Source organism: Photobacterium alginatilyticum (assembly GCF_009910675.1).
In the GTDB taxonomy this organism is placed as follows: Bacteria; Pseudomonadota; Gammaproteobacteria; order Enterobacterales; family Vibrionaceae; genus Photobacterium; species Photobacterium alginatilyticum.
On record NZ_RSEJ01000014.1, the window covers coordinates 43,695 to 57,547 of the forward strand.

The following is a 13,853-nucleotide window of genomic DNA, read 5'->3' on the forward strand; positions in this document are numbered from 1 at the left end:
ATGGGGTTGTTTCGTTTTAAATATCTTGTTTATGTAACCTTTGTGCTCTCTCTCTGCGTGATTGCACTGGGTGCCTATACGCGGCTGACTGAAGCCGGGCTCGGCTGTCCGGACTGGCCGGGCTGTTATGGTTTTGCCACCGTTCCCCAGACCAGTGAGCAACAGCTTCAGGCGCTGGCAGCGTTTCCTGACAGTCCGGTTGATGTCGAGAAGGCCTGGAACGAAATGCTCCACCGCTACCTGGCCGGAACGCTGGGGGTGTTTATCCTGATCATTAACCTGGTAGCCTGGCGGCGAAAGAATACCCCGCGGGGTCTGCCGGCGCTGCTGCTGGGTACGGTGATCTTCCAGGCCGTGCTCGGAATGTGGACGGTGACGATGTCATTGATGCCGGTGGTGGTGATGGGGCATTTGCTGGGAGGGTTTACCACCGCGGCCTTGCTGCTGTTGCTGGCGCTGCGGGTACGCCGCCGCGAAGCCCGGATTGTCAGTCAGTTTCACCGGCATTCCTCATCCCATTCACTAACGGGCGCATCACTGCTGGCGGCCGTGGCCTTGGCGGTGACTATCGGTCAGGTGGCGCTAGGGGGCTGGACGGCGGCCAATTATGCGGCTGTTGTCTGTACCCAGCTGCCGATATGCGAAGTGGACTGGCAGCGGCATTTTGATCTCTCGGCTTTTAATCCGATCCAGCCAGAGCACGACAGCTACCAGTATGGCGTCCTTAATTTTCCCCAGCGCGTCTCTATACATGTCGCCCACCGGCTGGGGGCGGCGTTAACCACCGTGGTCTTGCTGGTACTGGTTTGGCGGTTGTGGCAGTTCGCTATCCTGCGCGGGCTGGCACTGGCAGTCAGCGGCGTTTTGCTGCTACAGCTGTCATTGGGGATCACCAATATTGTTGCCAGCCTGCCGCTGCTGGTGGCCGTTGGGCATAACGTCGTCGGGGCAATGCTGCTGCTGACGCTGGTGGCAGCAAACTACCAAATTTACAGCTATCGGACACCGCTTCGAAGTCATTGGAATAATGCTAGGGAGGGCTGAAATCATGGCTAAAATACAGTTGGCTGGCAGCGCCAGCCTTAAAATAGCCCGTCATCGCCAGCGGGTTTGGCAGGATTACCTGACCATGACCAAACCCAAGGTGGTGGCGATGTTGCTGCTGACCGCACTGGTCGGAATGTGTTTGGCAGTCTCGGGTATCCCGCCGCTGAAGGCGGTGGTCTTTGGTCTGGTGGGTATCGGCTTGCAGTCGGCGGCGGCTGCCGCCTTTAACCATGTGCTGGACCGGCGTTTTGACGCCCAGATGGCCCGGACCCACCACCGTCCGCTGGCCAAGGGGCGGATCGAAACCCCCAAGGCGGTTGCCTTTGCTTCTGTCCTGATGGTGGCTGGTTTTGCCTTGCTGTGGCAGTTGAATGCCCTGACGGCCTGGCTGACCTTTGCCAGCCTGATTGGTTATGCGGTTATCTATACGGTGTGGCTGAAGCATGCGACGCCGCAGAATATCGTGATCGGTGGGCTGGCCGGGGCGGCACCGCCGCTGCTGGGCTGGACGGCGGTAACCGGGCAGCTCGATCCGCATGCCCTGTTGCTGGTGATGCTGGTGTTTACCTGGACCCCGCCACACTTCTGGGCGCTGGCTATTCACCGCCGGGATGATTATGCCAAGGCCGGGATCCCGATGCTGCCGGTTACCCATGGGATTGCATTCACCAAGACCATGGTGTTGCTCTATACCGTTTTGCTGGCGCTGGTTGGTTTGTTGCCGTGGCTGACCGGAATGAGCGGCGCCCTGTACCTGATCGGTAGTACGGTGCTGAACCTCGGTTTCGTGGCCTATGCTGCCAAGTTGAAGTTTGCCGACTCTCCCGGCCACGCATGGGCAACGTTCAAGTATTCCATCTGGCACCTGTTGGCGCTGTTTGTGGTCTTGCTGGCCGATCACTGGTTACAGGCCTGGTGGTAAACCTTATTTGTAGGCAGTTATGTAAGGGTTTGCTGACACTGGGTGATATCTGTCTACAAGCGATAAAAAAACTTATCCATGGCGCATCAGGATGCGGTTAGTGCAAACAAAGAGTTATGTTTTTTCAACTCTAATTGGTCAATTTTGCGGCAAAAAAGGGCTACACATGGGGCAGGCTATTTGTTTAAAATGCGCTCAATTATTGAACAGGTAGTGTAAATGAAACAAGCAATCGTTGGCTTCATATTGGCCGTTATGGCGCTGGGCTGGGGAACTTCCGCACTGGCGAGTATGCAGGGCAAGACGCTAAAAGTCACCGCGACGGCCTATAATTCGGTACGGGCGCAAACCAATAGCAATCCGACTATTGCAGCCTGGGGAGATCGCCTGAAGCCGGGGATGAAGGTGATTGCCGTATCCCGTGATCTGCTGAAGATGGGGATCACTCACGGAACCAAGGTGAAAATTTCTGGCCTGCCGGGGGAATACGTGGTGCTGGATAAAATGAATAAGCGCTGGAGCCGCAAGATTGATATCTATATGGGCAAAGATATCCAGGCTGCCAGAAACTGGGGACGCCGCTCGGTGACGATTACCGTCGTTGAGTCGTAATAGCCAGGTGCCAAGCCACTAGGCGAAGAACGAAGCAAAGTGCGGCAGATATAAAAAGCGAGAACCTCGGTTCTCGCTTTTTTTATACTGCGGTTGGGCAGTTAGTAGTAAGAGTGCTCACCACGGGCGTGCTCAGTAACATCACGCACACCGGTCAGCTCACCGCTGAACTGGGCCAGCAGCTCTTTCTCGATCCCTTCCTTCAGGGTGACATCGACCATTGAACAGCCGTTACAGCCGCCACCGAACTGAAGGATAGCGACACCCTCTTCGGTGATTTCTGCCAGAGAGACATGACCACCGTGGCCTGCCAGCTGCGGGTTAACCTGAGTCTGGATAACGTAGTCGACACGCTCCATCAGCGAGGCATCGTCAGACACCTTGCGAACTTTGGCGTTTGGCGCTTTCAGCGTCAGCTGCGAGCCCATTTTGTCGGTGACAAAGTCAATTTCCGCCTCTTCAAGAAACGGCAGGCTTAGCTCGTCGATAAAGGCAGAGAACAGCTCAAGCTTAATCTCAGTATCGCTGGCTTCGACGGCTTCCGGTGGGCAGTAGGACACGCCGCACTCTGCGTTTTGAGTACCAGGATTAACCACGAATACTCGGATGTTAGTGCCTTCCGGCTGCTGGGCAAGAAGTTTGCCAAAATGCTGTTGAGCACTTTCAGAAATAGTAATCATAGACACGACGTAATACCTGACTTATTTAGTAAGACTAATTCTATTCTACTCTTAGACGCCCTTTGTATCACCCCCTAATCGTTGTGACTATGCTTTAATCACATTTCTGGCGACTTTCTGCGATTATTTCCGTGGCGGGGTATAGCAGAGACAGTAGATATCGACCTGCCGGACTCCGCCGCGCAGGAGTAGGTGCGTCAGTTCTGCCACCGTACTGCCTGTGGTGACGACATCGTCGACGATGGCGACATGCTCAGGCAGCTGCTTTGCTTTAAGTATAAAGGCTTGGTTGAGGTTTTTCTGGCGCTCGCTTTTGCTCAGCTCGCGCTGGGCCGGGGTATGGCGGGTCCGGCTTATCGCATTGTGCAGGCACAGGCTGTCTGTTTCACGGGCCACCACCCGGGCCAGCAAGGTACTTTGGTTGAAGCTGCGGGAAAGTCGGCGCAGCGGGTGAAGCGGAACCGGGATGACGGCGGGGGCCGGGTGGGTAATGTGTCGGCCAAGCAGGTGTCCGAGCGGCTCTGCCAGCCAGAACTTACCGCCGAACTTGAGCTGGTGTACCAGCTGGCGCAGGGGAAAGTCATACTCGCCGAGCCGGTAGAACTGCTGCCAGGGCGGCGGCTTCGACAGACAACGGCCGCACTGGCTGGATGGCTGCAGCGTGGTGGCGCCGCACCGGGCGCAATAGGGAGGCCGGGGAAAGCGGTCGAGACAGTGCCGGCACCAGAGTTGCTCATGCCGGCATAGCGGCAAGTGGCACAGTTGGCAGTGCTGGTTGGGCCATTGAAAGATTGATCTTAGCGAGAAAGGGGATAACATCCTAACTATCCTGTCGGGCTGATTATTGCCTGTTCGTGCGATTCATAGAGGGAAGTGTAAATGACTGCCAAGCTACACTGGCAAACTGAAGGCCAAGGTTCGGATCTGGTTCTCATTCATGGCTGGGGCATGAACGGGGCCGTTTGGCAGCAGCTATTGCCATTGCTGACGCCGCATTTTCGGGTGCACTTGGTCGACTTACCCGGCTATGGTCACAGTCGTGAACATCATGCTGGCAATATTGAAGAAATGGCATACCAATTGCTTGAAAATTCACCAGAGTCTGCAATTTGGTTGGGCTGGTCCCTTGGCGGGCTGGTGGCTACCCAGGCTGCCATTCAGGCACCTGAGCGGGTGAATGCACTGGTAACGGTTGCCAGTTCCCCGCGTTTTGCAGCCGAAAACACATGGCGAGGTATTAAGCCCCAGGTACTGAACGATTTTCAGCGCCAGCTGAGTGATGACTTCCAGCTGACCGTTGAGCGCTTTATGGCGCTGCAGGCAATGGGAAGCCCGACGGCAAGGCAGGATATCAAACTGCTGAAGCAGGCGGTGCTATCGCGTCCCCAGCCCAATCCAAAGGCGCTGGCGTCCGGATTGCAGCTGTTGGCCGATGTTGATTTGCGCGAGCAGCTGGATCAGATCTCTCAGCCCTGGCTGCGCTTGTACGGGCGGCTTGACGGCCTGGTGCCGGTGAAGGTTGCTGCCGAACTGGATGCGCTGGCACCCCGGTCCGAGCGGCAAGTGTTTGCCGCGGCATCGCATGCCCCGTTCATCTCGCACCCCGAGGAGTTTGTGAAGGCACTACGGACCTTCATCGGGTAGGCTTAACGGAATACTGGTCATGTGTGGCGCATCGGTAACATTTTATTAAACTTTTCGAAAATGATGCCGATACATTAAAAATGGAGTTGCTCTGTAAAGGAGAGAGGCCATAATGACAGTAGGAAGTGTTGCGAATACAACTGTTTATTCGCCTGCGACGCTAAAAGCGTCGGCTGCAGCTTCAGCCAAGACCAATGAAGGGAGTCAGACGGCTGAGCAAACCCGTTCCGTGAAAACCGGCGAAAGCTCCGTATCGATCTCCGAGGAGGCGAAACGGATGCAGGCGGCAGACACGGGCAAACAGAAAACTGAAGCTGATGATGGTACGCAAACGACGCAGCTCGCTGAGTCGTTCGCCTATGGTGCATTGGGTATGGATCACCCCGATGAAGTGAAGCAAAATACCGATGATTTCTATACTGCAGGGCAAGTGCTGTCAGCCCTGGGTACGGTAGCGACGGTGTTGCTTGCAATCGCCTGATTGACCCCGTCAGCTGATGCCCGGAGAAGAGCGTCAGCATGATTGTTTCCCCAGTACAGGTAGGAGCGCCAACCGTAGCTCCTTCAGTGAACCCGCCTACCGAACAGGTCGCGCGGGATAATCGCGTTCGTGAAAAAATCGTCCCACCGACCCAAACCGCCGAATCTGCGCGGGAGAAACCACTCAGCAGCGATGAAAAACAGTTAAAGAAGCCTTCCTGGGATCCCAGCGAGCACCCCGACTATCATGAGCTTGCCGTTACCGAGCAACAGTATGGCTATCAGGAGGATTTCGAGCAGCTGGTCAAGGCGCTGTCAGCCGATAGCTATATGGCCGATGTAAGCGAGCTGGGCTATTCCATGCACATTCAGCTGCCGAGAGACTTGCTTGAGGAGCTGGAGAAAATCAGCCAGGTCGAGCGCACCAAGGGGGTTGTCGCCCACCGCTACGCACAGGCCGCCGTGCCTAACCCGCCGACGGAATATCTGGTGGTGTTATAGGAATTGATTCAGACCCTAGAAAGAGCAGGTTCGAGGAAAAGCAAGAGCAGAGTACTTCTTGCAACTTTTGGATCTTGGTCTGCAGAAGCCATATAAAAAGAGCCAGCATGAAAATGCTGGCTCTTTTGCTTTCACTCGAGGCTCGTTGTTAGCCCTTCGTTACTGCTTATTTCTTTTTCGCGTTGGCAAAGGCTGCGGCAAAGGCACCGCCCATGGCGCTGTTATTGCCTTGGCCTTGTTGGCCGCCGCGGTTGCTATTGCCTCGCGGCTGGCGCTGCTCGCGAGGCTGCTGGCGCTGGCCTTGCGGTTTGCGGGCCGGTTTCTCTTGTCCCGGCTCATCGTTGAGGCGCATCGACATGCCGATCCGCTTGCGTTGCAGGTCGACCTCCATCACTTTCACCTTGACGATATCACCGGCTTTGACCACCTCGCGCGGATCCGACACAAACTTGTCAGACAGCGCCGAGATGTGGACCAGTCCGTCCTGGTGGACACCGACATCGACGAAGGCCCCGAAGTTGGTGACATTGGTGATCACGCCCTCGAGTACCATGCCCGGGATCAGATCTTTGACCTCGTTGACGCCTTCGGCAAACGTGGCGGTCTTGAACTCCGGACGCGGATCGCGGCCCGGCTTGTCCAGTTCGCTGATGATATCGGTGACTGTCGGCAGGCCGAACTTCTCATCGGTGTAGTCGGCAGGCTTAAGGCTACGGAGGAAGTCGCTGTTGCCGATAATGGCATCGACCGGCTTGTCATTGCTGGCGGCAATAGCTTTGACCACCGCGTAGGATTCAGGGTGTACCGCCGAGCTGTCGAGCGGGTTCTTGCCGTTCATGATGCGGAGGAAGCCGGCACACTGCTCGAAGGCTTTCGGCCCGAGGCGCGCCACTTTCTTCAGGGTGGTACGGGCATCAAAACGGCCGTTCTCGTCGCGGTAGCTGACAATATTCAGGGCAATGGTGGTGTTCAGGCCTGCAACCCGGGTCAGCAGCGCCGGTGAGGCGGTGTTGACGTCGACACCGACGGCGTTTACACAGTCTTCCACGACCGCATCCAGACGCTTGGCCAGCATGCTTTGGCTGACATCGTGCTGGTATTGGCCGACACCGATGGATTTCGGATCAATCTTCACCAGTTCGGCGAGTGGATCCTGCAGGCGGCGGCCGATAGATACGGCACCACGCAGGGAGACATCCAGGTTAGGGAACTCGTTGGCTGCCAGCTCCGAGGCCGAGTAGACCGAGGCACCGGCTTCGCTCACCATGACACTCTGGACTTTCAGGTTGTTGTCTTTGATCAAGTTGGCGACAAAGCTGTCTGTTTCACGTGAAGCAGTGCCGTTACCAATCGCGATCAGGTTGACGTTATGTTTGGTGATCAGCGCTAACACCGTTGCTTCTGACTGGGCAACCTGACGCTGCGGCTGATGCGGGTAAATAGTGGCAGTATCGAGCAGCTTGCCGGTCTGATCGACAACGGCTACCTTACAGCCGGTACGCAGGCCCGGATCCAGCGCCAGGGTGATACGCGGCCCGGCCGGCGCTGCCATCAACAGGTCTTTGAGGTTGTCGGCGAATACCTGCATGGCACCGTCTTCGGCTTTCTCGCGCAGTGCGCTCATCAGCTCGGTTTCCATGTGCATCAGAATTTTGATCCGCCACGCCCAGCTGATCACCTGTTTGCGCCAGGTATCGGCAGGCTGGCTGCCGAGGTTCACGCCGTAGTGATCGGCAATCATGATCTCGCAGTAAGAGCCGCGGACGCCTTCCTCCTGCTGGGGATCGGCGTTCAATGATAGCTGCAGAAAACCTTCGTTCCGGCCGCGGAACAGGGCCAGGGCACGGTGCGACGGAACGTTTTTCAGCGGCTCGTTGTATTCGAAGTAGTCCTTGAACTTGGCGCCTTCCTGCTCTTTGCCATCAACCAGACGGGAGGTCAGCTCGGCATTGCTTTGCAGGTGGCGGCGGACTTTGTCCAGCAGCGCGGCGTCTTCGGCAAAGCGTTCCATCAAAATGGCACGGGCACCATCAAGGGCAGCCTTGGTGTCGGCAACGCCCTTGTCGGCATCCACATAGCCTGCTGCTGTGGTTTCCGGCTCTTGGCTCGGTTGCTGCCACAGCGTGTCGGCAAGTGGAGCCAGGCCTGCTTCAATGGCAATCTGTCCTTTGGTACGACGCTTTGGTTTATAAGGCAGGTACAGATCTTCAAGGCGGGTCTTGCTGTCGGCCCCGGTGATTTCTGCTGCTAGCTCTGGGGTCAGTTTGCCCTGCTCGGTAATGGATTTGAGGATAACCTGGCGGCGATCGTCCAGCTCGCGCAGGTAACCGAGGCGGGATTCCAGGTTACGAAGTTGGGTATCGTCCAGTCCTCCGGTGACTTCCTTACGGTAGCGGGCAATAAAGGGCACCGTGTTACCGTCATCTAACAGAGTGACTGCTGCTGTGATTTGCTCGTTGCGAACATTCAGCTCGCTGGCAATCATCTGATTAATAGCGTTGCTCATCCGTTGTATCTCTTGGTTGTCGTTAACCCGCCCATTCTACGGAGGAATGGAGGAGTAGCAAGGCGTGATCTGTTAAGAGTATGTCAGTGCCCGTTAAGCGTAGGCGGTTGGGAGCAAGAATGCGATATGGCTTCAGAGTGAGGGGAATCGCGCTTTACTCACGAGTCAGCAGTAAATGCAGGCACTAACTCGTGAAAGGCGGGGGAAAGGGTTACAGAGACGGTTCCGATTCACCGGCACCGCGGCGGGAGGTATCGCTGGATTCGACCAGAATTGCGCCGGCAGCCTGTTTGATCCGTTGCCAGTGGGTTTCATCGACGGTGATGCCTTCCTGCCAGGCTTGCACCTGGGTTTCAGCCAGGGTCTGCGACGAGATATGGTGATCGAACTCGGCGGCGGAAGGCAACGGGATAGGCTGGGTGCTGATCTCAATCCTCAGGCTGTGCAGGCACGACGGTTGCTTGGCTGGCCGGGCAGAGACAAATAGTTCGGGGTTGACGCAGCCTTTGTTAAGCACATACACGACATGCCTGGGAGCGTGGCCGTTATACCAGGTCGCTTTGACCGACAGCCCCTTGGCAGCCAGCTTGACCAGTTCACCAAAGGCCAGCCAGCGGTTATGGCATTGCTGGATATCGAGGGTAATGTTGTTTCGGCCAATAAGTTTTTCAAGGGTGAAATCAAGCACTGTCGGCAGGTGGCAGAGAATGCTGCAGCCGTGCAGGTTGGCTGTGAGCTGGGCTTCAGAGGTGGCATCGACATCCACCGGACAGTCGCGTTCCTGCTGCAGGAAGTCCAGCGCCTTGACGAAGTGTTCGACGCCGTTGAGGCCCACCATTTCCAAATCAGCAACCATATTGGCTATCATGTCGGCTTCACCACAGCTGCGTCGCAGGCCGGTAAAGGCTTTGCCTGTCAGTACGACCAGTTCGTTGTGTGAGACTTGCATCATGCGTTGTCCTCCGGCTGAGAGCTTGTGTTGGCAGTGGTGTCGGTAGCTGTGTCGGTAGTGGTGTCGTTGACTGGCAGTAGCGGGAATAACCATTCGCCGTCATGTATTTCATCGCAAAGGGGCGCGCCCTGGAAAAAGGTCACCCGTACCCAGCGATCCGAGCGCGGGTCAAACTTGGTGGCACCAAACATGGCCAGCTTGCAGCGCAAGAGATGCATTGGCAGTGCTGTCTGGCTGAGCACGTTCATCTGAATGTCGCCCATCGGGCAATGGCCCAGGGTCCAGGCTCTACGGGCGATGGAGCGGAACTGTGGCTGCTTGAGCAGAAACTCCGCCAGCGAGCATTGGCCGGATTCTGCTGATAGTGCCTGGTTTAAGCGGTAAACCTGACGGGCAATATCGAGCCCGAGCTCTCGGTCTTCACCCGGTTCCTGACCTCGAATACCCATTCGCGGTTCTTCTTTGTCCTCCGAACGGTACCAGAACCAGTAGGTGTTTTCCGGCTGATTGAAATCGATGTCCAGCGCCCAGCGGTACCGGGTAGCGAGCAGTTGCTGCAGATCACTGACGGTAATACCCGGACTCAGGACTAGGTTCTCATCGGCATTCATGGTGTTTTCGAAGTTGTCGACATCCTCAGGGTAGAGCTCCAGCAGGCAGGCCAGGGCAATTTCCTGTGCCTCGTAGCTATAGCGTTGGTTCTGCTCCAGCCAGTGCTGCCAGGCTTGGTGCTGTTTTGCTGCGAATGGCAACGAGCTGATCACAGCTTCGATGTCACTGACAGCCTGATGGTTCAATGCCCGCTGGTGATCGTCAATCGTGACGACCTGCTGCAGGTGCAGGCAGGCACGCTGGAGCAGCGGAATTATTGTCTCGCAACCCGCCGGAGTCACTGTCTTATTGCTGATAACAGCAACGGCTTTTTCTCGCTCGGACAACCACTGGTCGACGATGCGGGGGTGGTTGATGAGGTAAGGTGCCATGCCCAGTCCGGTTGCATTGCCGACACCCAGGTACCGCTGGAGGGGACGTGCCAGCTCGACAGCCTCGTCGCCACCTTGCTGCCTGGCAAGGAAGTGGATCCAGTCGAGGCTGAACTGGCGCAACATATATACGGCGCACATCTGGGCGCTGAAGGAGAGGTTGAAGTCGCAGTTGTTTTTTAAAATCTCGAAGTCGGCAATACCGAACTTGCCGTTACCGTAGACGGCAGTGGTACGCAGAATATAGCCGACACTGGCAAGTACCTGGCTGTCAGGCTGGCGGCCCCGGGACAGGGCTTCGACCAGGTGGTCAAACACCCGGACGCTTTTGTTGGCTCGAGCAAGTACGAGCACTTTGCTGGAGTTCCTGCCGGCTTCCTGGAGCGGCACATTGCTTTGCAGCTGGGTCAATAGCGCATCGTCTACATCGCCTTGTACCAGGGCGAAAGTGATATCCCACTTTTCCGCGATAACCCGGTCGTTACGCTCTTCATCGGCGATGGCATCGGAAAAGACTACCAGATGGTAGTGGTTATCGGGTGTTTGCAGGCGATAGATCGCCGTACCGAATCCGAGCTCGGACAAAGCCCAGCGATATTGGCTAACTTGCCAGTGCTGATTGGCCATCCGGCGGATCAGGCTCCTGACGAAGCTGATCCGGGTCTGATGCATGGCGCCTAGTCGCTCCGGGGCCATGACGGTATCCGGGTGACGAAGTTGTGGTTGGGTTCCAGTACAACGATGTGCATCCATTTTGCTCACCATATCCAAGTTGTCTGAGCCGGTGACGGCTCACTATTATTATGGAAGGCAGCTCGACAGGCTGCCTGATCTTAGCTGTAAAGCGTGGTGTAGGGCAGTGCGTGGCTTATAAGCCTTGTTCCTTTGCCATCTTGAGTGCCAGCTTTGGCGCGTCCCAGAGTGACGGCAGCAAGATGAGTGAAACAGGTACTGCGGTAATGACTATGAAGGACTGCAGGGCAGAGACACCGCCCGAACCGAGCGAGATCAGGATGATTGCTGTCAGTCCCATCATGATCCCCCAGAAAGTACGAATAAACGCATTGGGCTCTGTCTCGCCGCTGATCACGACACTGATGGTATAGGTCATCGAGTCGCCGGTGGTGACGATAAAGATAGTCGTCAGGATCAGAAACAGGATAGAAACAATTAACGGGAACGGCAGTTGCTGGGTGATGGCCAGCAGGGCACCCGGCAGGTTGAAGCCTTCGAAGGCTTTGCTCACCGAGCCCGGATCGGCAATTTCAAAGGCAACCCCAGAGCCACCGACGATAGTGAACCAGAAGCAGGTGATCAGCGGAGCAATGATGCTCAGGGTCATAACCAGCTGGCGAATGGTACGGCCGCGTGAAATGCGGGAGATAAAGATGGCCATCATCGGGCCGTAACCCAGGAACCAGCCCCAGAAGAATACCGTCCACCAGCTCAGCCAGCCCTCGTCACCGCGGTAGGTCGCCATCGGCACAAAGTTGTCGAGCATGGCGCCGACGCCTTGCAGGTAGCCGTTAATAATAAAACCCGTCGGGCCAACCAGCAGCAGGTAGGCCATTAGCGCAACAGCCAGAATGATGTTCCAGCGGCTCAGGATCTGGATCCCGCGGTTCAGCCCGCTCAGCGCCGACAGTGTATAGATTGCGATGGCAAAAAGGATGATGATGAACTGGGTGGTGAAGCCATCGGGAATATCGAACAGCGAATTCAGGGCAAAGCTGATTTGCAGGCCAAGGAAACCAATAGGGCCGATGGTGCCGGCTGCAACGGCAATGATACAGCAGGCATCGATGGTGTTGCCCATTGCCCCTTTCAGCGCACGCTCACCCAATAGCGGGTACAGCAGGGTGCGAGGCTGCAGCGGTAGACCTTTGTCATAGTGCAGGTGCATCAGGACAATGGAAGTCAGGCTGCCGGTAATGGCCCAGGCCAGGAATCCCCAGTGCATGAACGACTGTGACAAGGCATTGATGGCGGTCTGCCATGGGCTGTCAGGCACGCCATACAGCGGCGGCGGGCTGACATAGTGGGCAATCGGCTCTGCCGCCGCCCAGAATACGCCGCCGCCGGCGAGCAGGGTGCAGAGCAGGATGGCTATCCAGCGGAAGCTGTCGATTTCCGGTGTATCCAGGCTGCCCAGTCTGACATGGCCGGTTTTACCGGCCGCAAGGGCCAGGCCGATCAAAAAGGTCAGCAGTAACAGGATTTGCCAGTACGGGCCGAAAAAGGTAACCGACCAGGAGAAGCCGGTATTGACGAAGGTGGAGAGCAGGGCATTGTCATACAGGGCGAGGGCAACGAACAGGGCGATAAACCCACCGCTTAGCCATTGCACCGGGCTTTTCAGTCCCAGTTTGTCTGATGCGGTTTGCTGCTTTGCCGATGGATGACGGGTCATAGGCTGTGCTTTAGCTGTGTTCATGATGTCGGACATACAATGTCTCCAGACGTTATCGGATTTGCATGGGCAAAAAACGTAATGGTGACGGCCTGCATAAGAGTATAGTTATGGGCAGGCGGTCAGTTATTTGGCGGGCGCGAGGCCGTCTTTCAGGAAGCTGAACCAGTTTCCTCCCATGATCTGGCTTGTTTCCGTGTCGCTGAATCCTTGTTTCAACAAGCCGTTATAGATGTTCTCCATCCCTTCGGTACCGCTGAACCAGGGCAGAGCATCCGGCCAGCCGGCATTGCTGGACGAGCCTTCGCCATAGTCCATGGCCTTCGACCAGCGGCCGTTGCGCATCCACTCCAGCACTGCCTGCGGTTGGTTCAGGCAAAGATCGCTGCCGATACCCAGGTGTTCCACCCCGATCAGCTCTGCGGTGTCGGCAATCATCTGACAGAAGCGTTCCAGCGAGCACTGGCTGCCGTCCGGCAGGTGAAACGGGTAGAGGCTGAAGCCGAGTAATCCGCCGCGGCTGGCCAGCGACTTGATGACCTCGTCGGATTTGTTGCGCAGCGCGTCGTGGGCCGAGGCCGGGTTGGCATGGCTGATACAGATTGGCCGGGTTGACAGGTCAATCGCCTCGAGGGTCGAGCGCTCGGCACTGTGTGACATATCGATGATCATCCCGACCCGGTTCATCTCCGCGATGGCCTGCTTGCCAAAGCGGGTGATTCCGCTGTCTTCCTGCTCATAGCAACCCGTCGCCAGCAGGCTCTGGTTGTTGTAGGTGAGCTGCATGATCAGCAGCCCCTGCTTGCGCATGATTTCGATCAGGCCGATTTCATCATCAATCGGCGAGCAATTCTGGGCCCCGAAAAAGATACCGACCTTTCCTGTTTTCTTGGCCGTTTCGATATCGGCCATGCTCATTACAGGCATGATAAGGTCGCTGTGCTGCTCGAAGTGGCGGTTCCACTCGGCAAAACGGGTGAGGGTTTCGCGGGCGGTTTCGTGATACACCAGCGTGGCATGTACCGCGGTGATCCCGCTGGCCTTAAGTGTTTCAAAGTAGGCCCGATCCCAGTTGCAGTACTGCAGCCCGTCGATGATGATGCGATCCTGATACAT

General features: G+C 56.6%; 14 protein-coding genes. 7 read left to right on the forward strand and 7 right to left on the reverse strand.

Translation table 11 applies throughout. From position 1 onward, the window contains the following. The 3 genes from EIZ48_RS14075 (at position 1) to EIZ48_RS14085 (ending at position 2,581) form a co-directional block, all read left to right on the forward strand. Positions 1–1,044 carry a COX15/CtaA family protein gene (locus tag EIZ48_RS14075; protein ID WP_160652514.1) on the forward strand — a complete coding sequence of 348 codons (1,044 nt, stop codon included), beginning with the start codon at positions 1–3 and terminating at the stop codon, positions 1,042–1,044. A gap of 4 nt (positions 1,045–1,048) precedes the next feature. Continuing rightward, the gene (gene cyoE / locus EIZ48_RS14080; RefSeq protein ID WP_160652516.1) at positions 1,049–1,969 is read left to right on the forward strand and encodes a heme o synthase; all 921 of its coding nucleotides are present in this window, start codon (positions 1,049–1,051) and stop codon (positions 1,967–1,969) included. Positions 1,970–2,188: 219 nt separating this feature from the next. Further along, a complete protein-coding gene (locus tag EIZ48_RS14085; RefSeq protein ID WP_160652519.1) occupies positions 2,189–2,581 on the forward strand; it encodes a 3D domain-containing protein in 393 nt (130 codons plus the stop codon). Between the two features lie 101 nt (positions 2,582–2,682). Here the strand turns inward: EIZ48_RS14085 and nfuA are convergent, their stop codons facing one another. Together nfuA and EIZ48_RS29940 are read right to left on the reverse strand one after the other, a co-directional pair. After that, positions 2,683–3,261 carry a Fe-S biogenesis protein NfuA gene (gene nfuA, locus EIZ48_RS14090; RefSeq protein ID WP_160652728.1) on the reverse strand — a complete coding sequence of 193 codons (579 nt, stop codon included), beginning with the start codon at positions 3,259–3,261 and terminating at the stop codon, positions 2,683–2,685. A 123-nt stretch (positions 3,262–3,384) separates the two neighbouring features. Beyond that, complete coding sequence (locus EIZ48_RS29940) at positions 3,385–3,471, reverse strand: hypothetical protein (RefSeq protein ID WP_338046922.1); 87 nt, start codon at positions 3,469–3,471, stop codon at positions 3,385–3,387. On the opposite strand from EIZ48_RS29940, the gene EIZ48_RS29945 reads away from it, so the two are divergent. The 4 genes from EIZ48_RS29945 (at position 3,454) to EIZ48_RS14110 (ending at position 5,886) form a co-directional block, all read left to right on the forward strand. Further along, positions 3,454–4,008: a hypothetical protein gene (locus EIZ48_RS29945; RefSeq protein WP_338046923.1), complete on the forward strand. Its 555-nt coding sequence runs from the start codon at positions 3,454–3,456 to the stop codon at positions 4,006–4,008. The two genes, EIZ48_RS29940 and EIZ48_RS29945, sit on opposite strands and share 18 nt — an antisense overlap. 132 nt (positions 4,009–4,140) lie before the next feature. After that, positions 4,141–4,905, forward strand: a complete 765-nt coding sequence (gene bioH / locus EIZ48_RS14100) for a pimeloyl-ACP methyl ester esterase BioH (protein ID WP_160652525.1) — start codon at positions 4,141–4,143, stop codon at positions 4,903–4,905. Between the two features lie 112 nt (positions 4,906–5,017). Further along, positions 5,018–5,386, forward strand: coding sequence for a hypothetical protein (locus EIZ48_RS14105; protein ID WP_160652529.1), 369 nt, complete (start codon positions 5,018–5,020; stop codon positions 5,384–5,386). Positions 5,387–5,424: 38 nt separating this feature from the next. Beyond that, entirely contained in the window at positions 5,425–5,886 is a 462-nt protein-coding gene (locus EIZ48_RS14110) for an ATP-dependent Lon protease (RefSeq protein WP_160652532.1), read from the forward strand. Between the two features lie 166 nt (positions 5,887–6,052). Here the strand turns inward: EIZ48_RS14110 and EIZ48_RS14115 are convergent, their stop codons facing one another. From EIZ48_RS14115 to EIZ48_RS14135, 5 genes are all read right to left on the reverse strand, one after another. Continuing rightward, positions 6,053–8,392 carry a Tex family protein gene (locus EIZ48_RS14115; protein WP_160652534.1) on the reverse strand — a complete coding sequence of 780 codons (2,340 nt, stop codon included), beginning with the start codon at positions 8,390–8,392 and terminating at the stop codon, positions 6,053–6,055. Between the two features lie 211 nt (positions 8,393–8,603). Then, a complete protein-coding gene (locus EIZ48_RS14120; protein ID WP_338046920.1) occupies positions 8,604–9,344 on the reverse strand; it encodes a DUF3726 domain-containing protein in 741 nt (246 codons plus the stop codon). Further along, entirely contained in the window at positions 9,341–11,080 is a 1,740-nt protein-coding gene (locus tag EIZ48_RS14125; protein WP_160652537.1) for a hypothetical protein, read from the reverse strand. The genes EIZ48_RS14120 and EIZ48_RS14125 overlap by 4 nt, the downstream gene beginning before the upstream one ends. A gap of 115 nt (positions 11,081–11,195) precedes the next feature. Beyond that, the gene (locus EIZ48_RS14130) at positions 11,196–12,773 is read right to left on the reverse strand and encodes a BCCT family transporter (protein WP_160652540.1); all 1,578 of its coding nucleotides are present in this window, start codon (positions 12,771–12,773) and stop codon (positions 11,196–11,198) included. Between the two features lie 90 nt (positions 12,774–12,863). Beyond that, positions 12,864–13,853 (reverse strand): membrane dipeptidase, encoded by a 990-nt coding sequence (locus EIZ48_RS14135; RefSeq protein ID WP_160652543.1) that lies wholly within the window; start codon positions 13,851–13,853, stop codon positions 12,864–12,866.